Here is a 22,049-nt window from a genome sequence, read left to right on the forward strand (position 1 = left end):
AAATTACCTAATCACATCTATCTTTTTATTGTTTGAAAACTTTAAGCTCAAATATATATCAAAGAAAAACAAATTTTGAGATATAAATATTCAACTAAAGAAGAATTTCCGAGATTAAAAAAATTAATTTAGCTATCCTGGTATTGCAAACATAATTAAGATAGAAACAATTAGTCCATAAATAGCTACAGATTCACATACTGCAGCCCCCACAATAAACTGCTTAAAGATAAGAGCCTCTACTTCCGGATTTCTCGCTAAAGACTCTACAGCCTTACCTCCAATATATCCCTGAGCTAATGCAGCCCCTAGTCCTGCCAGTATGGCAATCCCCGCACCAATACCTTTAATTGCCTTATTATTGTCAAAGAAAATGAAAGAGCCCCCCCCAGCTTGAAATAACTCATTCAAAAAAGACCTTAGACTCATTAACTCAATTCAGCTGATCAGCTGAATTATTACTTACTGTTTCTTAGTAAGTTATTTTTATTAACTACTACTAATTATTAAAGACTCAGAAATCAAACTGATTTTATTTTTATAACTAGAATCTTTTATTTTGGTTCTGAGGTTAATTGAACTTCTAAATCTTTATCATTTTTATTCTTTAGTATTCTTCCTTTAAATATTTCTGATCAATCATGAAAAGTAGTTTCACTTTTCTTGTAAATGGTGTAATTAGTATGTGAACTATTTAACTGACTTTGTAGATTATTAATTTCTTGAGATATCTCAGTAGATTGGTCACCATCCTTTTTAATCTCTTCCTCTAATGCTTTAACTTGCTCTTCCAATGTTTTTAACATTCAGTCCAAGTATTTTAGGGCTACAGTGGCAATCTTTTCTTTTACAGTAGCATATCCTTGTTGCAAAGAGTATATGTCACTCTTTTGTTGTAAAGTCTTAATTTGTTCTGAAAGAGCTTTTTGGACTTCTGCTAACTCTTTCTTTGCTTTTTCAGCCCCTTCAGCCGAAGAGCTACTTGATGATGAACTTGAAGAATCGCCCCCCCCAGTTTTGTCACTTGTTAATGCAGACGCTGTGGCCTCTACAAGTAGGGAAAAAAGGGAGGGGGAATTCTCATCTGACTTCTTGCATTTTTCATTTTCTTTATTATTCTCTTGCTTAATGAAGCAATTGATTTTACTCAAATAAGTGTCTCACTTAGTTAAGTGTTGTATTAAAGTAGAATAACTTTCCTTAAGTGTTTTCTGTAGGTTTTCTCTTTTTTGTTGATCTAGTTTTTGAGTAGAGTAATCGGTAAAGCTTTTTCTTTTTTCTTCTAGCTTAGTTAAAGAATTAGTAATTTTTATAAATAAATTCTTGAGTTTTTCAGTGGTTGATGTAATAGTTGAAAATAGTCTCTCAATGTTTTGAAATTCTTGACTTTTTAATCATGTAGCTGTAGATTTAGCTGAAGTTAATCTTTTTAATCATTCTTCAAGCTTCTTTAATCTAGAACTTGCAGTTTTTTCTAAATGTTGAAAGTCATGTTGACTATTTGATTTGTCTGCTTGATATAGTCAATTAACCAAGCCAGATTCTTTTAGATAAGGAATTACAACAGAGGAAACTGTACCTGTTGAGATAATTGCAGAAGCAATTCCTATCAACTTAGCAAAAAGATACATTATTTAAATGTCTTCGTGACTGTATAAATAAATTAAAAAATTTTTTATAAGAAAATTACCTTGAATTAGTTGCTTCCTTCCTCTTACAAAAAGCCACTTGCATACCAATAAAACACCAATAGTAATAAAATCAAGTAAAATCCTAGGATTAATTCCAACAATTCATGAGTGATTGTTTAGGAGAAGATAAGAAAGTAGGTGTGACGGGAGCCAATAAAGTTAACTGGTTAGACAGAATTAATAAGGCTATAGCTTCAGGAGAGTTTGCAAAGTTACCAGATTTTGATCAAATGTTCGATGAAATAAAGTTTTATGGCAATGTAAATCTACATGTCTTTATTCTTGCCTCTAGAGGAGGAGTTGTTTCTTATCTAGATCACTTGTATGCTTTCTTGGAAGTTGTAGGTTCTAGAGGAGCTAAGCCTTTTGTACATCTATTTACTGATGGAAAGGATGTACCTGAGAAACAATTCATAAATGATCTTCCTGAAATAGAAGAGAAAATAAAAGCAAATAACGCAGTATTATCCTCTATTTCCGGAAGATTCTTTGCTATGGACACAAATCTAATGTGAGATAGAACAGATAGAGTTGCCAGAGCCTTTAATAAAGAAAAGGTGACTCCTATTTTTAAATCTGCAGAAGAGTATGTGAAGGCACAATATTCAAGTACTTCAGATCAATGAATAGTTCCTGCAATTTCTGAAGAATATATGGCAAGTTCAGCTTTAAAGAAGAATGATATATTTGTAAACCTTAATTTCGACTATCTGGGAACTAGACAATTGTGTCACACGCTAGTTGGTTCTGGTGACTTGTATGTGCATGATTTAAGATCACTTCCTCATTTAGTTTTGTATGAAATGGTAGAAGACCCGCACATGTTTGTTTCAGGAACATTATTTAGATGGTAGTTAGATAGTTATTCAGGGAAGTAGTTTTTAAGCCTATTTAGGTAAATATGACAACACCTCATAATGCAGCGCCTAAAGGCTCAATCTCAAAATATGTTATTGTTACTGGCGATCCTCTCAGATGTAAGAAATTTGCAGAACAATTTTTAAATCCTTGAAAACTTCTTAGCTCAGTTAGAAATTGTTATTGTTATACAGGAACTTATAAAGGAGTTGAAGTAACCATTATGGGTCATGGAATGGGACATGGTTCTATTGGAATTTATACCTATGAATTATTTTCTCCCGATATTTATGATGCGGAACTTGTTATTAGATGTGGTTCTTCGGGAGGCATGAGCGACAAAACCAAAGTTAATGACATAGTTGTAGTGGAAAATATTAGAACTAACTCTAACTATGGCGAGTGATTGAATATGCCTCACAACAAAGAAGACACTATCAAAGTAGATCCGAAATTAGTAGAATTGGCACATAAGTGTGCAAAAGAATTGAATATTCCTTTAATTAATACAACTAACTGATCAACTGATAATTTCTATACTCCCTATAACTTAAGAGAACAAGGAGAAAGATCTAAATGTGATACTGTTGAGATGGAAAGTTATGTTCTTGATACTAATGCAAGATACCATAATAAAAAAGGCTTAACCATTCTTACAGTTACTGACGCAATGAATAAGGATGGTAGTTTCTCTTCTTTAACTTGACAAGAAAGAGAAACAACCTTAAGCAATATGTTTTTGATTGGTCTTGAAGTACTTGTTCAATATTCTAAATTAAATAAATCCTAGAACTTAATCAACTTAACTCCCTTAGTTATTAAGAAGTACTTTTTACTACTTTAAAACCTTTAATTCTTCTACTACCTAACTATCTCTTTTCTGTCAAAATCTCTAGCTAGATATTGAGCACCTCTGTAATGTCACAGTCCTGTATCTTGATGAGGAGAGCAGACAACAAATATGTGAGAATCATATCCTTCTTCTTCGGAGATTGAATAGACACAAGATTGTATTTCCTCTAGTTGAGTGTTGCTACTTGTATAGTTAGAGAAACCTGCTCATTGACTTTTTTCTAATTGAATATAGTTAGGATTGTTATTGGCATATTGTTTTAAGGAATCGGTGCGAGTATCACTTGCCGGTATTTTTTTTCCTCCTAAGAACTTATTATTCCCCTTTGCTTCTAATAGATAGTATTTGCCATCTTTATTAGGGCTTTTTAAAGAATGCTTTCCTCCTCTGAAATCTAATTGAACATCATCAAGCCATAGGTTAACACTAGTAAATTTTTTGTCATCTTCATTTTCATCTCCTATTTCTATTTGCGATCCATCCTGTTTTTGTAAATCTATAAGTCTGATATATAATTCCTTGCCATTATTCCCTCTTCCCAGGATTAATCTAGGAACTTTCCTATTCTTACTTAATAATTGTGGAATTGTAGAAATACCTGTAACTGCCCCCCCCACAAATAGGATAGAGAAAATTCCCTTTAAGGGTAGAGAAGGCATATTTTTATACCTTTATTATTATTTTCTCAAAAATCTAAAAACCTTAAACAAAAACCATTTAAAAAGAAACAAGTATTTGTTTTAAAAACATTAACTAAATAAAACAGATAGTCTTTGACAATAAGGTAACCCGAAACGGTACAACCTCTTCCAAATAATTTAAAAGCTTTCCACCCGCACGTTCTCGTACGGGTACCTTGTTACGACTTAACTCCAATCAAAATTACCAATCTAGACACAATTGAATGTGGTTTTGACTAGTACTTTCTTTCATAGTTTGACGGGCGGTGTGTACAAGACCTGGGAACGTATTCACCCTGATATAGCTGACACAGGATTACTAGTGATTCCAACTTCAAATAGGCGAATTGCAGCCTTTTATCCGGACTGAGATAGGCTTTAGGTGATTAGCTCACTATCGCTAGTTTGCAACACATTGTACCTACCATTGTAGCACGTTTGCAGCCCAAGGCATAAGGGGCATGATGACTTGACTTGGCCCCAACCTTCCTATATCTTACGATTCAGTCACTCTAGAACTAGGTAACTAGAGAGTAGGGTTGCGCTCGTTACGGGACTTAACCAAACATCTCAAGACACGAGCTGACGACAGCCATGCACCACCTGTCTTACTGATTGCCTCCACTATATTTCTATAGCTTTGCAGTAGATTGCAAGCCTTGGTAAGGTTTTTCGTGTATTATCGAATTAAGCAACATGCTCCACCACTTGTTCAGGTCCCCGTCAATTTCTTTGAGTTTCATATTTGCATATATACTACCCAGGCGGGGCATTTAACGCGTTAGCTACAGCACTCGACTAGATGTCAAATACCTAATGCCCATCGTTTACGGCGTGGACTACTGGGGTATCTAATCCCATTTGCTCCCCACGCTTTCAAGCCTCAGTGTCAGTTATATCCTAGGTACTCGCCTTAGCCTCTGGTGTTCCTCAATATATCTACGCATTCCACCGCTACACATTGAATTCCAGTACCCCCTGATTAACTCTAGGGAGGCGATCTCCATCGCACACATTTGTTAAGCAAATGCCTTTAACAATGGATCAACCTCCCCACCTACGCTTCCTTTACGCCCAATAAATCCGGATAATGCTCGTGACCTATGTTTTACCGCAGCTGCTGGCACATAGTTAGCTGTCACTTATTCAATTAGTACCATCAAGGCGCGCTCATTTCCTAGCGCGCTTTTTTTCCTAAATAAAAGAACTTTACAATCAGAAGACCTTCATCGTTCACGTGGTATTGCTCCATCAGACTTTCGTCCATTGTGAAAAATTCCTCACTGCTGCTTCCCGTAGGAATATGGGCCATATCTCAATCCCATTGCGGCTGTTCAACCTCTCAGTCCAGCTACCCATCACTGGCTTGGTGGGCCTTTACCCCGCCAACTACCTAATAGGACATATTCCTATTTTCACGCGAGGCCCCCGAGGGAGCCTCTTTGATTTAGTTTATAAACCTATGGAGTATTAATAGTCCTTTCGAACTGCTATCCTCCTCGTAAAAGTAAGTTAAATATGTATTACTCGCCCGTTTGCCACTAGCAGAACAAGTTCTACTCGTTCGACTTGCATGTGTTATGCATACCACCAGCATTAATCCTGAGCCAGAATCAAACTCTCATTAAATTGTTCCGGTTTACCTTTTAAGCTATTGTCAAAAAACTATCCTAAAAACCTGAAGAACTTCAAGTTCTCCTAATCTATTTTATTTATGACTGAATTATCTTCTTTTCTTTATCAAAAAGATGTGAATTTCAATTGAGTTAAAGAAAAAACTTTAGTTAGTATGTTGGCGGATGTTTTGAGAATTAGAGAAGGAGACAAAATAGCTTTTTATCTTCAAGGAGGTGTAGGTAAAAAAGTAAGTTATTTGGAATATTTGTAGCTACATCTAGAGCATTTTTAGATGAGAATGATAATAAGAATTTTTTAAGTAGTGAATTAGGAAAAGGACTTCTTTATAGAGTATTAATTAAGGGCTGAAAGGTTTTTGCAAAGGGAATTGAAGAAAGAGACTATTTAGATGACATTTCTATTAAAGAATTTCCTTGACAATTGTGTTGAAGCTTAATTTATCGAAAGTTAAAAGGCAATAGAGGTTGTACTATGTTAACAGAATATGAGGAACAAGATTTAATCGATAGATTACACCAAATTAATAATGATGAATTCTTGGAGGGAGAAAATTTTTCTTTTGATTTAGAAAGAGAGGAAATTATTACTTATCCACATAAGAAAAGTTATGCAGGAAGAAAGAATAGTTGTGATATTTCTGAAAGGTTAATTTGAAAGATAGAAAAAAGAGTTAGCATTTGAGACACATTTGCAAACTTATATTTTGCAAAAATTCGATACTTTACCTTTAAAAGAGATTTTGTTTCCTTTACCCTTTAATCCAATGTGAATTGGAAATGAAGTATTTTGTGGCACGGGAATGCAGAGAATAGATCTATTAATTAAGCAAGAAAATGAAGATTTCATATTTATAAAGATAATTGAGCTTAAAGATGACAAAATTCAGCTTGATTGGGTTCAACAACAGCTTTCCTGATATATCAAATGAGTTTTATGATATATTGTCCCAAGTTACTTAAGCTCTACTAAAAAGAAAATAATAGTCATCCCTTGTATTATTGTTCCAAGCGTTAAATCTTCACAATATTATGAACTCGCACAAGAAGAGATAGTTTGTCTTGAAGATCGTGTAGAAATCTCTAAATTAGAAGTGGTACTTTTTCATTCTTTGAATGATTTATTGAGTTTTAGAAAGGTCATCTTTAACTAAACAATGAAGGTATTCTATGGTAGTTTCATTCTTTTGTAATCTACTTGCTTTAAATTTCTTGTATTCTTGGGTAAAACAACTGTAGGTACCAAACTTAGACATAACATCTTTAATTTCTTTTGAAGCCATTAAGCCTTCATTGTTGTAACTTAAAAAGATGTATTTGAATCTAGAGTTAGAAATTAAATCTTCAAAGACTTTTAAAACTGTTCTTCTAGAACAATATTTACTTTTTTGTGATTGATACTCTCTTAATCCTGTTTTTCCATAAACTAGAGGATCATCATATCTAGCTATTGTCTCTAATAAGTGATAGTTAGTACAGTATTGTCTAGAGTTATATGGAGGATCTAAATATAAAACATCACCAGATATTTTCTTTATTAATTCATTGATATCTTCATTAAATACTTTTCCTTTAAGACCAGAAACTATAGGAAGAGCCTCTAATTGAAACTCTTTATTAGCAGACTTCTTTATATGCTTGAGAAATGCTCCATATACAGAAGCTGTATTTGCATATTTATCTATGGAATTGAATAAAGAGGCTAGATAGTAAAAATATTCTTTTTCACTTATTTGTTTCTACTTAAATAATTTCTCTAACTCTAATCTGATGGCATCACATTTCTTTCTATTCTCATTAGAGAAGTAATTTCTACTACTTCCAGAACCAAAACAATAATTTTTGTATATAAACCCTTCTTCCCCTTTTAAAGAATTTAGGTGTTATAGTAATTGTAAATTAAGTTCAAAACTATTTTCTAGATAGTGTTTATTAAGTACAAAGCTATAGTACTGAATATCATTTGCTAGTACTGTACATCCTTTAGCTTTAAAATTAGCCCCTACTATACCAGTACCTGCAAATAAATCTGCAAATATAAAGTGATCTCCTTTATTAAATCCAGTTACTTGAAAGATAGTATCTTCAAGAAACTCAATTAGACTGTGTTTAGATCCTATATAGTTCACTGATTATTTTTGTCTTAAGCGCTTACTTAAAAAGGTTAGAAAATTTAAAACAAGCTCCGGATTCCTAAAAAGAATAGATTCAATCTATCCATTCATCGCAAACATGATCAAGATAGAAACAATTAATCCATAAATAGCTACAGATTCACATACTGCAGCCCCAACAATAAACTGCTTAAAAATAAGAGCCTCTACTTCAGGATTTCTTGCTAAGGACTCTACAGCCTTACCTCCAATATATCCCTGAGCTAATGCAGCCCCTAGTCCTGCCAGTATGGCAATTCCAGCCCCAATACCCTTAATGGCTTTCTCGTTTTGTAGGACAAAAGCACTGCCCCCCCCTTGGAGCAATTCACTAATAAATTCTCTAAAATCCATTAGCTAAATCTAGTTATTTATTTGAATATTTTGTTTGCGAAAGATCTAAAAGATTTAAAAAAATAGTAAGGATTTAACAAAAGAATTAGTAAATAAGACTATTAATGGGCTTTTAAATTAACTAATTTTATTTTTGATCTAGTATTTAATAGGCTTTAATGACCAAACAAATTATCTTTTACGTTTTCGTCTCATCAAATCTGTTTCTCTTGCTTTATCATCCTTATTTTGCATTATTTTTTCTTCAAAATTTTCTTTCCATCATTGAAACAAAGTTTCCATTTTTTGTAGTAGAGAATAATCTTTGTAAGAATTCTCTAATTCTTGTTGGGCTTGAACGATTGTTTGTGTTTTTTCTTGCGAGGTGTTTTGGTTTTGTTGGATAGATTCTGTTAATTTTTCTATTTCTTTATTCAAAGAGTTTATGGTAACACTAAGAGCGACAAGCAACATGGTTGCAACTTTTTCCTTGGACAAGGCATATGTAGAGCGGACCCGATAAACACCGCTTTGTTTATTGAAGTCTTTTATAGCTTTTAATAAAGCTTCCTTTACTTTTTCTAAGTCTTTTTGCGCTTTTTCCGCCCCCCCCGGTATCCCATTTTCGTCCGTTTCGGTTACTCCATTTGTTGTCGCCTGTCCATTTTTCTTATCGAGAATAGCAGAAAATAAAGTACCTACTGATTCAAAAAAATCAGTGATCTCACTTGTTTTTGATACACATTGTTCGCCACTTGAATCACCTTTATCTTTCTTTTCAATAGCACAACTTATTTGACTTAAAGAGTCTTTTCACTGCTTAAGAATGTCTTTGATAGAAGAATATTTTGTTTGTAGTTCTTTGTGCAGTTTTTCTTGTTTGTCAGCTTCTAATTTTTTTGTTGAGGTACTAAACAATACTTCATTTTTTGTAACAAGATTTAATAAAGAATTAGAAATATCATCAAATAATTTCTTAACTTCTTCTTCAGTCTTAAAAATAGTTTCGAATAAAGGTTGTATTTTTTCAAGCGATGATTTTTTCAGTTCTTCTGAGGCAGTCTTGGCGGAAGAAAATTGATCAAATAAGCTATTTAGCTTCTCTAATCTTGTTTCAGTAGTCTTATCTAATTCTTTAAAGTCTTGACTATGTGCCTTAAAATCTCTATTAAATAACCAATTATTCTGAGTATTTTTTAAATAAGGAATTACAACAGAGGAAACTGTACCTGTTGAGATAATCGCAGAAGCAATTCCTATCAATTTAGCGCAAAGATACATTATTTAAATGTCTTCGTGACTGCATAAATAATTAAAAATTTTCTAAAAAATTATTGCAACTATTAAATCTTTAAAAGAATTAACTATTGTTTCATAGCGAACATGATCAAAATTGCTACTATCAAACCATAAATAGCTACAGATTCACATACTGCAGCCCCCACAATAAACTGCTTAAAAATAAGAGCCTCTACTTCAGGATTCCTTGCTAAGGACTCTACAGCCTTACCTCCAATATATCCCTGAGCTAAAGCAGCCCCTAGTCCTGCCAGTATGGCGACTCCGGCTCCAATTCCTTTTCCCAACAATTTATTGTCTTCAAATGGCGGAAGAAAAGAAGTGCCCCCCCCAGCCAAGCTGTCAATGAAATCACTAAATAGCTGTCTAATAGAAGAAAAACTCAATTTAAAGGTGACTAATTAGGTTGTTTATTTGCGACAAAGAAAATTGAAGAAAGTTAAATACTTTGCATTTTTTAAATAAAAAGCCCCCGAAATCAAATTACCTAATAGTAAATTTAAACTCTTCGGGAAATTAACAAGTAATTTTAAGTAAGAGTTTCAAGTAACTTTCTCTATCTTCCCATCCATCTAATAAGTTTTTTACCTACTTGTAATTCAACAGAAGACTGTGTGTCTCCCAGAGCATTAAGATACTTATCTTTATCTCTATATACATGTGCAACCATAGCAGGACCCAGTACAGTTGCTAAAATTCCTTCAAATCTTTTACTACTCAAATAAGCCTCTAAAGCCTCTTGTGCCCCATCAATTAGACTCATAGCTTTTTCAAACTCTCCTTGATCTTTAAAGAAATGTCTATATGGATTTCTTAATCAACTAACTCAACCATAGGAATTTTCTTTATAGGGTCTAGGGTGAGCTAATATACCACTAGCTGTTCTATGTTCTACTTTTATCTTCACTTTTTCTCTATCCCACTGAATATGATTTAGGGCACTTTGTACATTTTGAAGAAGCGGCATATCTTCTTGTGTATTTTTTGAAAGAACATCTAACGAAACATCACTACCTTCACTCACTCCCTGAAGTTGACTATGATAATGTGGTCTTGTTGAGTTTAGATAGCTATAAATATCAAAAAATGTTCTTAGAGCAATCCTTTCTTTTTGAGTTAGGATGGGCATTTCTCTTGCCTCAGAAGAGGTTTTTGGTTTTTGTTCCAATCCCCCCTTCCTCTCTCATTCCCTAATTTTTTCAATAACTGACTCTAAGTCTGAAATCTTTATGTGTAATTCTTTATCCTGAATGGCTTTTTGATAGTCTTGCTCTACTTTCTCTTGAAGAATAGAGACTTCCCCTTCCCTTGTTATTTCTCTATAAATAGATAACACTGAATTTTTTGATTTATCTGAACCCATGTCTTCCCCATCCAAAGAGATTCTTAATTTGTGTTTGCGTGAAACCGTTGAGCTTAGATTGACTTTTATTTTTTGATCTTGTAATTTCAGATCCAGTGGATCTGAATTATCCCCTTTAACCGCTAATTCTTTTGAAGAAACGAAAAAAGACTTAGAAGTTAATAAGTTAGAGATTGCCCCCCCCCGAAATAGAAAAGTTATAAGCATTTAAACCACTTTCCAATATTGTCAAACCAGCACCATTCAAGCCAGCGAACCCAAGCAGTGTAGTAACTAACCTGATCTTTTTGTTCAATTGATCAAACTTATTTTTTAGTATTTAATTTACCCATTCACTCAAATAGACTTTTTGCAACTTGATATTCCACTGTGTGCTCTGGACCTTCAATCCCCTTTTTAAATTCAGATAAGTCTCCATAAATAGCATCGGGGTGGATACCAACCAGAAAACCAAATAGAGCACCAGCTCTTTTGCTAGCTACATACTCCTCAAGGGCTTGTTGTGAGTTATTGGATTCTTCCATAATCTTTTCGTATTCTTCTTTAGAGCCAAAGAAGTGTCTAAAAGGATTTCTGGCTCAATTCCCTCAACCGTAAGAATTTTCTTTGTATGGTTTAGGGTGTCTGTTCTTTAATGTTCCAGTTGGAGTTAGATATTTCACCTGCACCTTTACCTTCTCTCGATCCCACTGCATATCATTCAAAGCTTTTTGAATATCTCTTAATTCTGGAGCTGATGTGGTTTTGAATGTGCTAGGAATATTTGCAGAACTATCTTTGCCGGCATCATAGAGTCTTGAGTGATAATGCTGGCTTTGTTGTGTTAGATAAGAAAAAAGATAGTAAAAGTCTCTTAAAGCAACCCTTTCTCCTGCAGTAAGTGCTGGCAATTCTTGAGATTTATCCCTCTTTTGTTTAATCCCTCCTTTATTAACTCAGCCTTGAACCTTACCTTTTATGGATTGGAAATTCTTTACATGATCATGAAGATTCTGACCACTCATCATTTGTTCATAAGTTTTCAGAATATCTTTATCAATTCCTATGACTTGCCCTTCTCTAAAGATCTCTGAGAATATGTTTTTAATGGCGGAAAAAGAGGACAAGACATCGAAAGAGTCTGAAAGACCATCATCTAAAAACTTGAAATTTAAGTCTGGATTTAGCTCTAAGGATTTTAGGCCACCTGAAGAACCTAAATTCCCTAAATCTAAAGAGCCCATAGAATTCCCTTTAAACTCAACTCTCTTGCTAGAAGAATCTAAATCTCTTGAGTTAAAGCTCCTATTGGACGCCCCTCCCAGTGCAGGTAGAGGTACTAGATTTAGATGTCTATTAAGTAAAAAGAAACCAACACCACCCAGTCCAATTAAACCTCCGACTCCAAGTATTCACCTATGTTTCCTGCTCAAGAGTTAGACTTCTTGAGAAAAACACTCTTTTTATAAATAATTTTTAAGCAACTTTAGGGGTAATTAAAAAAGGAGATTAGCTCGCTTAAATGTCTGAAAGAATTAAAAGACCAAATCAATTAACTAACTGCAGTTCACCATCAGGATTTCAGTTCTTGAAGTTAAATTCTCTTGCTTGTTTATCTTCATAACTACCAGAGAAGTCTAAGGGAGAAGTGGAAGGTTTATAGTATTCCGCGCTAAAGACTGCTTGTTTTTGAGTGCCTGCAGGGGTAAAGAATAAACACACACCCTTAATTTCCTTGATACTTTCTATATTCGATAACTTACTGTATAAGAAACTAAGTGTCTCTTTTTTTTGAACCCTTTCTTTTATCACTAACACCTTAGTGCTCTTCTTTGATAGCTCTAATATTCTTTGATAAAAATCAGAACTGTCAAATTTCAAGAGTAGCTCTTCATCAGAATAAGGAATAGAAACGACAACCAGAGGGAAATTAAGTCAAGAGATTAACTTTCCAGAGAAACCTGTATCACTATCTACTAAAGAAACAACAATAATCTTTTCATTCAGCTTTAATGAGCTTGAGCCAAAATATCAATTAATTCTTTGTGCTAGATAATATGTCGCATTGTCTATTTCATATCTGTTAAATAATTTCCCTAGATCAGTTTTTTGACTAAATATTTGTTGGTGTAATCTAGGGAAATACTGTAGATAGTGATTTAAGTCCTCTACTTTAGTTAGTGTTGATAAGGCTTTAGAGTCTTTGTAATTAGAGAAAGAAAGAGCCATCTTAAGTGAATCAGACTTTCCTTCTCTAATATCTTTAGTTAGCTGAGAAATTGTTTTTCTTGCTTCTTTTCTAGAGCAAATCTTTGGATCTTCTAGTAAAGCCAGTGAAACTATTTGAGAGTGGATTAGCCCTTTAGTTAAAGCTAAGTTTTGTTTTAATTGAAGCTCATTAACACTTAGTTTTGAGAGAAAATCATTCATTTTTAGAACTATATTTCCAAGTAGAGTAGGACCATCTATTAAGCTAGATCTTTCATTGGACGAGTGAGAAATATCTCTTTCATCTCATAGCTCTATATTTTGCTCTGCTAGATTAGAAAGACTAGTTAATCATCTAGAGAGACCAGAAATATTTTCTAAACTAACAGGGTTTACTTTGTGGGGCATAGCAGAAGAACCTACTTGGGATTTGGTTGACTCTAAAGATATTTCTGATATCTCTTCTCTAGATAAAGTTCTTAAGTTAACTGCTAAGGAATTAATTATTTTTCCTATCTGAGATAAGGAGAATAAATAAGAAGAGTGTCTATTTCTGGGCAATGCTTGAGTAGTTCCTCAGATAGTCAATAGTCCTAGTCTATTGGCTAAGTCTTCTTGTATCTCAGGACTAATATGTGCAAAAGAACCTGTTGCCCCCTTAATAGTTATTACTTCTATATATCTTCTAGACAAATAGAGTTGTTCAAGAGCACTTTCTAATTCTTGATAACAGATAGCAAATTTATGACCAAAAGAGATAGGTTCAGCATGTCTTCCATGTGTTCTACCTATTTGAACAGTATTTATGTATTTATGGGAAAAACCTTGTAGAGTCGTTTGTAGCTCTCTAACTCACTTAACTAACTTGTTATTGACTTCCTTGAGTAAAAGAGAGGTAGCGCTATCAATAATGTCTGAACTTGTTAGACCATAATGCAAGTATTTAGAGATAGAAACAATAGATAATTTGCTCTCTAATACATTGAGAAAAGCAACAAAGTCATGTTTAGTTTGTTGCTCTTCTTCTTGTACTTCTGCCTCAGTGATTTCTATAGAGCCTCAAAGTTGTTCTAGTTTCTTGACTTGTGATTCATCAAGAGAAAGTATGTTGTTATTTAGTAGGGAATAGAGAACTTCTTTTTCTAGAAGGGCCCATCTTTTGTATTTAGCTTCCTCAGAAAATAAGAGTTCTAGTTCAGGAAGTTGATATCTCTTAATCATTTATGAAATCCCTAGTATGATTTAAGTTTTCAGACTAGCAATAGACTTGTTGTGAGTTAGTGTTTTTAAGGAAAGATTCACTTCAAAGAAGTGAATTTATAATAAATTTTAGCACTCTAAGGTTTAATATGCTAAAATAATTTCAAAATGTCAGCGTTAAAGGAAATTATTCTTGGAATTGACTTAGGTACAACCAACTCTTGTGTTGCGGTTATTGAATCAGGAAAGCCTAAAGTACTAGAAAACCCAGAAGGTAAGAGAACAGTTCCCTCAGTTGTTTCTTTTAAGGGAGAGCAAATTATTGTTGGTGAAAGTGCAAAGAGACAAATGGTTACCAACAAAAATACCATCATCTCCATTAAGAGACTTATTGGGACTGACAAAAAAGTAGAGGCTCAAGGTAAGACATACAGCCCAGAAGAAATATCTGCCTATATTCTTGCCTATATCAAAGAGTATGCAGAAAAGAGAATAGGTTCTCCAGTATCCAAAGCAGTTATTACAGTCCCAGCTTACTTCAATGACTCCCAAAGACAATCTACTAAAAATGCTGGGAAGATCGCAAAGCTAGATGTAGTCAGAATAGTTAATGAACCTACAGCGGCCGCTTTAGCTTATGGACTAGACAAGAAAGATAAAGAACAAAAGATACTAGTTTATGACTTAGGGGGAGGTACCTTTGATGTTTCAATGCTTGATGTTTCTGATGGTACTTTTCAAGTATTAGCAACTTCTGGAGACAATAACCTAGGGGGAGATGACTGAGATAAGAGAATTATGGATTGATTAATTAACAGCATTAATAAAGAGCATGGTGTAGACCTATCCAAAGATAACTTAGTAATACAAAGACTTAAAGAAGCTGCAGAAAAAGCCAAGATTGAATTGTCTTCTGTTCAACAAACACAAATTATGTTGCCCTTCTTAACAATGATCAACGGAGAACCTTTAAATGTTGACTTAACTTTGTCAAGAGCTCAATTTGAATTACTAACCAAAGACTTATTAGAAAGAACAGAAAAGCCTGTTAAGGATGTTATTTCTGAATCCAAGATTGATTTGGGACAAATTGATGAAGTTCTGTTGGTTGGAGGCTCTACCAGAATGCCAGCAGTACAGGAACTAGTAGAGAAGTTAACTAAGAAGAAACCAAACCTATCCATTAACCCAGATGAAGTTGTTGCTTTAGGAGCATCTGTTCAAGCAGGAATTCTAGCTGGAGATATCAAGGATATTCTACTTCTAGACGTAACTCCTTTGACTCTAAGTATTGAAACACTGGGAGGTGTAGCTACTGCATTAATTCCTAGAAATAGCACAGTACCTATTGAAAAGAAACAAGTATTCTCTACTGCTCAAGATAATCAACCAAGTGTAGATATTCATGTAGTTCAAGGAGAAAGGCCTTTAGCAAGAGACAATAAGTCTTTAGGAACCTTTACTCTAGGTGGAATTCAATTAGCACCTAAAGGCGTGCCTCAAATAGAAGTGTCTTTTTCTATCGATGCAAATGGTATCTTGACTGTAAAAGCTGAAGATAAAGGTACAGGTAAAAGTAACAACATAACTATTAATCAATCTTCTGGTCTAACTGAAGAAGAAATCAACAAGATTATCAAAGAAGCTGAAGAAAATCTAGAAAAGGATAAGAAAGCTAAAGAAGAGATTGAAACAATCAATGAAGCAGAATCATGAATTTCTATGCTTCAAAAGAATATTGAAGAAAAATCAGAATTAGTTTCTGATGAACAAAAGCAGGAAGCTCAAAAGATGATTGAAGATTTAAGAGGTCTAATTAGAGATAAGAAGATTGAGGAGCTAAAGACAAAGATGGATGAGGTAAAGAATATGAGTCAAAAACTTATGCAAGAAATCTATAAAAAGGAGGCTGAAAAGAAAGCTAAAGAAGGCTCAAAGAGTTCTGATGGTAAAGAAGCAGAAGCTAAGGAAGTTGAGGTAGAGCCCGCAGATAAAGATTCCTCTTCATCCTAGATTCAGGTCTTAGTTCTTTTATTTAATAGAGTTAAGAGTTAATTGGAGGAAAGGGTCTTTCCCCCTTCATTCAATTTCTTTTGCAATGTTTTTAAATTAAAAGAAGTGTTTTTCTGTCTTGATCTTTAGGTTGTTAGTTTCGGGGGGGGCAATGGCAGAGTCAGTTAATAAACCCAAGACAAACTTATCTGAAAAGCAAATAGAGGATATATTAATTAAGTTATTGCTAGTAGATCCAAAACCAATACCCTTTAATGTCTTAAAGTCCAAATTCTTTAGATATATTAGATTCCATCATTCTCAAGCATTTCTCTCAGATGAGACATTCTCTTGTACTCTTAATTCCTTAAAGCAAAGATATCTTATAGGGGAAAATCAATATGGCAAATGATATATTGACTATTTGGACTATAAACCTAGTGGAAGATTTGGAAAGGGCTTTATAGATATAAATGAACAAGGAAATGGTTTTATTACTGTTAAGCAGGGGGCTGAAAAATTTAAGAAGTCTTCTCATTTTGTACACAGAAAGAACTTAAATGGTGCCAAATCTGGCAATTATGTTAAGTTTGAAGAATTAGAGCCTCAATTTAAGAAAAAAAGAGTCTCTAGATTCTCTTTAATTGATGCAACTGTTGTAGAGATTCTTGAAGAGCCAAATGACTCTAATGTAGCAAACTAATATGTCAATTATTCCTTCATTCTCCAAGAATAAAACAGAACCTTTATTTACATCACCAACTCATAGTCCTACTACTGCAGAGATTTATAAATCAAAACTAACTAATGATTTGGGAATTGCCTCTGAGCCCCCAAGACAAAGTAAGAGAATATTTGCACTATATAAACTCTTTTCCTATTATCTCTTAAGATCTGAAACCAAATCCTATATAGCTTTAAAGATTGTAGAGATAGCTGAGAAACTTAAGGATAAATATGAAGAGAATATCTTCTTTATTAATGATCTCTTAAAGCACAAGGAATTAAAACAACCAGTAGAACTAAGAAGAAAGATTAACTTTATTAGCCATAAAGATGTAGTAGAGTTCAAAGATGGAGAAGAGCAGATCCATTTCTTAAAACAACTACTTTACTACTATGACCAAAGAAAAGAAGGCAAATTAGAACTTCCAATCTCTAACTTAAAGCTGAATATTACTGCCCTAAAGAAGATAGAAGAAGAATCTTTTGAGTGTTTTCTAAGACTCTTAGATGTCAATTATGAACTCAGAAATACTGTTATTGGGGCTGAAAACAAGAAAACAATTCACTTCCTATCTCAAAAGTATGTAGACTTACATACCATTATTGAAAGCTCTAGAGAAGATCTCTTAACTGAATTAGAAAAGTTAAGAGAAAGTATGGTTCGCGAGTACTACGAGATTATGAGTAACTTTTCTCTCCCAACAACTAAATCACTTAACTTTAGACTATTTATTCAAAAGAAATTGGAATCCCGAATGTATGAGGCTCAATTCTTAAAGCTACAAGCTACAAACTCAATCAACTATCAATTAAATGCCCTAGACAATAACTGCAATGAGTTAAAGAGACAATATCTTCTCAGTCTTAAGGAAATTTCAGCCATAGTTAATTTCTTTAAGACTAGGGTAATTAAGTATCAAGCCTTCTTCAGCTTTGAACTAGATAAGTTAATCACTTATTTGAAAGAAAACTATCTGAATCTTATAAATATGATCTTTACTAGACTAGGAGAGGCTAAAGATCACTTAAAAGGTAGAGCTGAATCACTTAACCCAGGAGAGTTAGATGTTGTTATAGCTTTAGAGAAAGAAAAAATGGAAGCAGGACTTAAAGAGCTTAAATTGAAGTACTCTAATGTATTGATACCACTTATAAGCTCTTTTGATTCTGAGATAGGAAGTATAGAAAATAAATATTGTTTTGATCTCAAATACTCTGAGAGAAGATATACAACTTTAAAGAATCTAAAGAATAAATCTGTGGAAACTCTGGTTAAAAAGTTTGAACAGGAGAAAAAAAGAATAGAGGAGATAGTCTCTGAGAGAAAAGCAATACTAGAGAATCTAGAGGGGAAGATAACTACTGACATCAATTCAATGGTTGAAGAGTTAAGGGAAGAGTGTAATACTATCTGTTGTGATCTTCTCAGGGAAAATCAATATTTCTGAGCCAAATACAATGCTGAATTTAATTCAGCTTCTAGAGAATATTTTGTAAAGCTCTACTATGAATATTCACCATATATCAGTAGTTGAAATGAAGGGGTTGAAGGTTGAATGCAAGAGTACCTCAAGCTAAAGGTCAATTTGGAATATCTAAAGAAGATAGGTTCTTCTATTAAGGAGTTCTCTCCTGAAGGAAAGTTCTATGTTAAGTGTTCTCAGTTAATAGATAGTTACTCCAATATCTTCAGAAATGTATGTATACAAAGAGATAAAACAGAGTATGAATCCTTAATCTCATTGAATACTATTCCTAAGATTGACTATTCAAAAGTAGAGGAAAAACTAAACAAAAGCTTGAAAGAACTTAAGTGCTCTCACTCAGAATACTTAAAATTAGCAAATGGAGCGTTAAAGAGCATTATTGGAGGTAAGTCATAGGGTGAGCGATAATTCACCTGCCCCTAGATTAAGATCTAAAATAACTAAGAAAAAAGCAGTTCAGTGGGGCAAAGTCCTCAAAATAGAGAAACTTTACTTTAATGAATCATTAGTTAGAAATTTTGTAGAAACTTTGAAAGCTAATAAGCCAAAAATTTCAGAAGAAGAAATAGAACAAGAAAAGAAGAGAATGATTATGAGAGATAACTTCTTTAATATGGCAATGGATGAGGTCGCTTCAGCTTATACAGTTGAATATGACACAGCTGAATTAGCTGAAAAAGAAGAGGAATTTAAGAAGGTTCATGTAAACTTCACTGAAGAACAAGTTAAGAACCATGCCAAAATTACTATATTCAAACAATTGATATATGATGATTTGGCAAGAGACTGGGAAATAGTGGTGTCTGACGATCTAGCAAAGCATGTATTGGAAAATTATTACAAGCAAACTGGAAAATCAATAAGAGAATACTTTACTGATCCAGCAAAAATGTCTACCGTTAAGGAAAGTATCCTAGAACAACTAATTACTGAGAGAATTATGAATGCTTTTGGAAGTCACTTTGACCTTCAAGCAAATAGCGATAATTCAACAAAGTCTTAGATGGGTTTCAATATAGAAAATCTTTTTGCTTACGAGTTAATTGACTCAAGAGGAAATCCAACAGTTGCTTGTGTTGCCAAGGTTTCTAAAGGTAAATTCTGAGGTAAGAAACAATTCACCGCTAAAGTTTTAGTTCCTTCAGGAGCATCTACAGGAGCAAGAGAAGCTCTAGAGCTAAGAGATGAAGACCCAGCTAGATTTAATGGAAAAGGAGTTAAGAAAGCAGTTCATTACATCAACTATGTTTTGGGCCCTTCTCTAATAGAAAACAACATTAATCCAGCTAATCAAACTGAACTAGACCAATTCCTGATAGACCTAGACGGAACTGACAATAAGTCTAAATATGGTGCAAATAGTATTTTGGCTGTTTCACTTTCTGTTGCAAAGGCTGTTGCAAAAGCTAAGGGAATGCCTTTCTATCAATATGTTTCTGAATTATCAGGTAGTGTAGGGGCAAGCAAGTTCACTCTTCCTTTACCAATGGTGAATGTAATTAATGGAGGAGCTCACTCTGACAATACCTTGGACTTCCAAGAATTTATGATAGTGCCAGTTGGAGCTTCTTCAATGCATGAGGCAATAAGAATCTCTGCAGAGTGTTTCCACTCACTTTCTAAGTATCTAAAGGAAAAAGGATTAAGTACAGCTAAGGGGGATGAAGGAGGATTTGCTCCTAACTTCAATACCACTGAAGAAGCTTTGAATGCTTTGTTAATTGCCATCTCTAAAGCAGGATATCAACCTGGAGTGATTCATGGACATGTTGCTATAGCTCTTGACTGTGCGGCTAGTGAACTTTATGACAGAGAAACTCAACAATATAGATTCAAGAAAGCTATTAAAGCCGGTTTGATTTCTAAGGAAGGAGGTACTAAGACTAGTGAACAAATGGTAGATTACTATGTTGAGTTAGTTAATAAATATCCAATTATCTCTATTGAAGATCCATTGGCAGAAGGTGATTTTGAAGGATTTGCTTTGTTACAACAAAGAATAGGAGATAAGGTACAAATTGTCGGAGATGACCTTTACTGTACCAATCCAGAGTTAACACAAGTAGGTATTGAAAAAGGACTATCCAATGCAGTTCTTATTAAGGTGAATCAAATTGGTACTTTAACTGAAACTTTGAAAACTATGCAATTGGCAAAGAATGCAGGATGATCTTGTATAGTTTCACATAGATCTGGTGAAACTGAAGATACTACAATCGCTGATATTGCAGTAGGTACTTCTGCAGGACAAATCAAGACAGGTTCCTTCTCTAGATCAGAAAGAACAGCTAAGTACAACAGATTGGCTGAAATAGAAATAGAATTAACCACTGCTAATTCCAGTTTTTATGGACTTTATAGCTTGTTCAGTCTAAACTTCAATAACTCAGAACTATTCAAGCCTAAGAGATATTCAGTAAAAGAAGACACAGGAGAAGTTACAGTTGAAGAAATAGCATTGGAAGAACCTACACCTACAGAGATTCACACTGCTGAAGTTCAACCTGCAACTGAAGGAGGAGAAGGGGAAGACGTTTCAGACGAACAAAAGAGCTAAATACTGAAATTTCAGTAAGTTAGTTATCTTAGTTGGTAACTAGCTGGCTTTAGGTGAAAAAGGTAGCCCTTTTAACTTCTGGGGGAGATTCCCCAGGTATGAATAGTGCTCTCTATTCTTTTAGCGAATTAGCTATATCTAAAGGGTTTGAGGTTCTTTATATTGCTGATGGTTACCAAGGATTTATAGAAAACAGATTCACTGAGTTAAAACTGAACTGTTTAAGAGGCAAGACATATAATGCAGGCACTGCAATAGGTTCTAGTAGATCTTCTGAGTTTAGATCTTCTCCAGAGTTGAGAGAAAAAGGAGTGAAAGCTCTAAAGGAGAAAGGAGTTGAGGCTCTTGTGGTTTTAGGCGGAAATGGTTCCTATGAAGGAGCGAAGTTAATCTCTCAATTGGGACTTCCTGTAATTCTTTTGCCCGCAACTATTGATAATGATGTAAGTTCAACTAAATATACTATTGGATTTTTTTCAGCTTTAGAGGAAATAGGACAAGCTATTAAGAAGATTTGATACACTGCAAATTCCCATTCACAATTAACTATTGTGGAGGTAATGGGAAGGGATTGTTCAGACTTAGGAGTTTTGGCCTCTTATTCTTCTCCATTAGTTGAATTAGTGATCACTCAACAGAACGTACCAAGTTATGAACAATTAAGAGAAAAGATTAGACAGATTAGAGAGAAAAGAGGCAATAAAGGTATGGTTATAGTAGTTGTTGAAAAGACTTTAGGAGTGACTCAATTGCCATCTATGTCTGAGCTGACCAAAAAATTAGAATCTGATCTTAAGTTCACTGTGAGAGGTTGCTCTCTTGGACATACTCAAAGAGGGGCAACTCCAACTACATGAGAGATGTTTGTAGCTTCCTCTTTTGGTAGAGAAGCCTTTATTTCCTTTGAAAAGAAAGAGTTTGATGTAGCGATAGGATTTGATGGAGATAATTTCTATAGAACTAAGATAGCAGATGTTGTTGACAAAAGCAAGGGAGATAGAATTGCTTTGATTGAAACTAAAGGCAAGTTCTAAAC

At 34.0% G+C, this 22,049-nt stretch carries 22 protein-coding genes, 1 rRNA gene and 1 pseudogene; 11 read left to right on the forward strand and 13 right to left on the reverse strand.

Features of this window, described 5'->3' with window-relative positions; translation table 4 throughout:
• Positions 1-132 precede the first annotated feature (132 nt).
• Both atpE (DNK47_RS01700) and DNK47_RS01705 read right to left on the reverse strand, forming a co-directional pair.
• Positions 133-429, reverse strand: coding sequence for an ATP synthase F0 subunit C (gene atpE, locus DNK47_RS01700; protein WP_112665373.1), 297 nt, complete (start codon positions 427-429; stop codon positions 133-135).
• A gap of 125 nt (positions 430-554) precedes the next feature.
• A complete protein-coding gene (locus DNK47_RS01705; RefSeq protein ID WP_146737511.1) occupies positions 555-1,631 on the reverse strand; it encodes a hypothetical protein in 1,077 nt (358 codons plus the stop codon).
• A gap of 164 nt (positions 1,632-1,795) precedes the next feature.
• On the opposite strand from DNK47_RS01705, the gene DNK47_RS01710 reads away from it, so the two are divergent.
• Both DNK47_RS01710 and DNK47_RS01715 read left to right on the forward strand, forming a co-directional pair.
• Positions 1,796-2,545, forward strand: a complete 750-nt coding sequence (locus DNK47_RS01710) for a hypothetical protein (RefSeq protein ID WP_112665377.1) — start codon at positions 1,796-1,798, stop codon at positions 2,543-2,545.
• A 47-nt stretch (positions 2,546-2,592) separates the two neighbouring features.
• Positions 2,593-3,339 (forward strand): phosphorylase family protein, encoded by a 747-nt coding sequence (locus DNK47_RS01715; protein ID WP_112665379.1) that lies wholly within the window; start codon positions 2,593-2,595, stop codon positions 3,337-3,339.
• 71 nt (positions 3,340-3,410) lie between these two features.
• Here the strand turns inward: DNK47_RS01715 and DNK47_RS01720 are convergent, their stop codons facing one another.
• A complete protein-coding gene (locus DNK47_RS01720; RefSeq protein ID WP_112665381.1) occupies positions 3,411-4,061 on the reverse strand; it encodes a hypothetical protein in 651 nt (216 codons plus the stop codon).
• A gap of 158 nt (positions 4,062-4,219) precedes the next feature.
• Positions 4,220-5,711, reverse strand: a 16S ribosomal RNA gene (locus DNK47_RS01725).
• 85 nt (positions 5,712-5,796) lie between these two features.
• On the opposite strand from DNK47_RS01725, the gene DNK47_RS03465 reads away from it, so the two are divergent.
• The 3 genes from DNK47_RS03465 to DNK47_RS01735 all read left to right on the forward strand — a co-directional run bounded on the left by DNK47_RS03465 (position 5,797) and on the right by DNK47_RS01735 (position 6,870).
• Complete coding sequence (locus tag DNK47_RS03465) at positions 5,797-5,970, forward strand: hypothetical protein (RefSeq protein ID WP_181454152.1); 174 nt, start codon at positions 5,797-5,799, stop codon at positions 5,968-5,970.
• Positions 5,971-6,140: 170 nt separating this feature from the next.
• The gene (locus DNK47_RS01730; RefSeq protein WP_146737512.1) at positions 6,141-6,479 is read left to right on the forward strand and encodes a hypothetical protein; all 339 of its coding nucleotides are present in this window, start codon (positions 6,141-6,143) and stop codon (positions 6,477-6,479) included.
• Between the two features lie 4 nt (positions 6,480-6,483).
• Positions 6,484-6,870: a hypothetical protein gene (locus DNK47_RS01735; protein ID WP_146737513.1), complete on the forward strand. Its 387-nt coding sequence runs from the start codon at positions 6,484-6,486 to the stop codon at positions 6,868-6,870.
• Here the strand turns inward: DNK47_RS01735 and DNK47_RS03650 are convergent.
• The 9 genes and pseudogenes from DNK47_RS03650 to DNK47_RS01770 all read right to left on the reverse strand — a co-directional run bounded on the left by DNK47_RS03650 (position 6,838) and on the right by DNK47_RS01770 (position 14,272).
• Complete coding sequence (locus tag DNK47_RS03650) at positions 6,838-6,999, reverse strand: hypothetical protein (protein ID WP_258393905.1); 162 nt, start codon at positions 6,997-6,999, stop codon at positions 6,838-6,840. The two genes, DNK47_RS01735 and DNK47_RS03650, sit on opposite strands and share 33 nt — an antisense overlap.
• Before the next feature lie 57 nt (positions 7,000-7,056).
• Positions 7,057-7,449: pseudogene (locus DNK47_RS03685) on the reverse strand (DNA adenine methylase); the annotation flags it as partial.
• Between the two features lie 150 nt (positions 7,450-7,599).
• The gene (locus tag DNK47_RS03590; protein WP_220084654.1) at positions 7,600-7,845 is read right to left on the reverse strand and encodes a DNA adenine methylase; all 246 of its coding nucleotides are present in this window, start codon (positions 7,843-7,845) and stop codon (positions 7,600-7,602) included.
• Positions 7,846-7,929: 84 nt separating this feature from the next.
• A complete protein-coding gene (gene atpE / locus DNK47_RS01745) occupies positions 7,930-8,223 on the reverse strand; it encodes an ATP synthase F0 subunit C (RefSeq protein ID WP_112665387.1) in 294 nt (97 codons plus the stop codon).
• A 171-nt stretch (positions 8,224-8,394) separates the two neighbouring features.
• Complete coding sequence (locus tag DNK47_RS01750; RefSeq protein ID WP_146737514.1) at positions 8,395-9,483, reverse strand: hypothetical protein; 1,089 nt, start codon at positions 9,481-9,483, stop codon at positions 8,395-8,397.
• A gap of 83 nt (positions 9,484-9,566) precedes the next feature.
• Positions 9,567-9,839, reverse strand: coding sequence for an ATP synthase F0 subunit C (gene atpE, locus DNK47_RS01755; protein ID WP_112665411.1), 273 nt, complete (start codon positions 9,837-9,839; stop codon positions 9,567-9,569).
• A gap of 218 nt (positions 9,840-10,057) precedes the next feature.
• Positions 10,058-11,071 (reverse strand): hypothetical protein, encoded by a 1,014-nt coding sequence (locus DNK47_RS01760; RefSeq protein ID WP_112665391.1) that lies wholly within the window; start codon positions 11,069-11,071, stop codon positions 10,058-10,060.
• A gap of 98 nt (positions 11,072-11,169) precedes the next feature.
• A complete protein-coding gene (locus tag DNK47_RS01765; protein ID WP_112665393.1) occupies positions 11,170-12,276 on the reverse strand; it encodes a hypothetical protein in 1,107 nt (368 codons plus the stop codon).
• A gap of 85 nt (positions 12,277-12,361) precedes the next feature.
• Positions 12,362-14,272: a lyase family protein gene (locus DNK47_RS01770; protein WP_112665395.1), complete on the reverse strand. Its 1,911-nt coding sequence runs from the start codon at positions 14,270-14,272 to the stop codon at positions 12,362-12,364.
• Positions 14,273-14,419: 147 nt separating this feature from the next.
• Here DNK47_RS01770 and dnaK point away from each other — a divergent pair, with 147 nt between their 5' ends.
• The 6 genes from dnaK to DNK47_RS01800 all read left to right on the forward strand — a co-directional run bounded on the left by dnaK (position 14,420) and on the right by DNK47_RS01800 (position 22,047).
• Positions 14,420-16,264 carry a molecular chaperone DnaK gene (gene dnaK / locus DNK47_RS01775; protein ID WP_112665397.1) on the forward strand — a complete coding sequence of 615 codons (1,845 nt, stop codon included), beginning with the start codon at positions 14,420-14,422 and terminating at the stop codon, positions 16,262-16,264.
• Positions 16,265-16,415: 151 nt separating this feature from the next.
• Positions 16,416-16,946, forward strand: a complete 531-nt coding sequence (locus tag DNK47_RS01780; protein ID WP_112665413.1) for a ribonuclease R — start codon at positions 16,416-16,418, stop codon at positions 16,944-16,946.
• A gap of 1 nt (position 16,947) precedes the next feature.
• A complete protein-coding gene (locus DNK47_RS01785; protein WP_112665399.1) occupies positions 16,948-18,852 on the forward strand; it encodes a hypothetical protein in 1,905 nt (634 codons plus the stop codon).
• Position 18,853: 1 nt separating this feature from the next.
• The gene (locus DNK47_RS01790; protein WP_110555212.1) at positions 18,854-19,459 is read left to right on the forward strand and encodes an MPN555 family protein chaperone; all 606 of its coding nucleotides are present in this window, start codon (positions 18,854-18,856) and stop codon (positions 19,457-19,459) included.
• Positions 19,460-21,013, forward strand: coding sequence for a phosphopyruvate hydratase (eno, locus tag DNK47_RS01795; RefSeq protein ID WP_258393907.1), 1,554 nt, complete (start codon positions 19,460-19,462; stop codon positions 21,011-21,013).
• A gap of 53 nt (positions 21,014-21,066) precedes the next feature.
• Positions 21,067-22,047: an ATP-dependent 6-phosphofructokinase gene (locus DNK47_RS01800; RefSeq protein ID WP_112665401.1), complete on the forward strand. Its 981-nt coding sequence runs from the start codon at positions 21,067-21,069 to the stop codon at positions 22,045-22,047.
• Positions 22,048-22,049 lie beyond the last annotated feature (2 nt).

This window comes from Mycoplasma wenyonii (genome assembly GCF_003265155.1).
Taxonomy (GTDB): Bacteria; Bacillota_I; Bacilli_A; order Mycoplasmatales; family Mycoplasmoidaceae; genus Eperythrozoon_A; species Eperythrozoon_A wenyonii_C.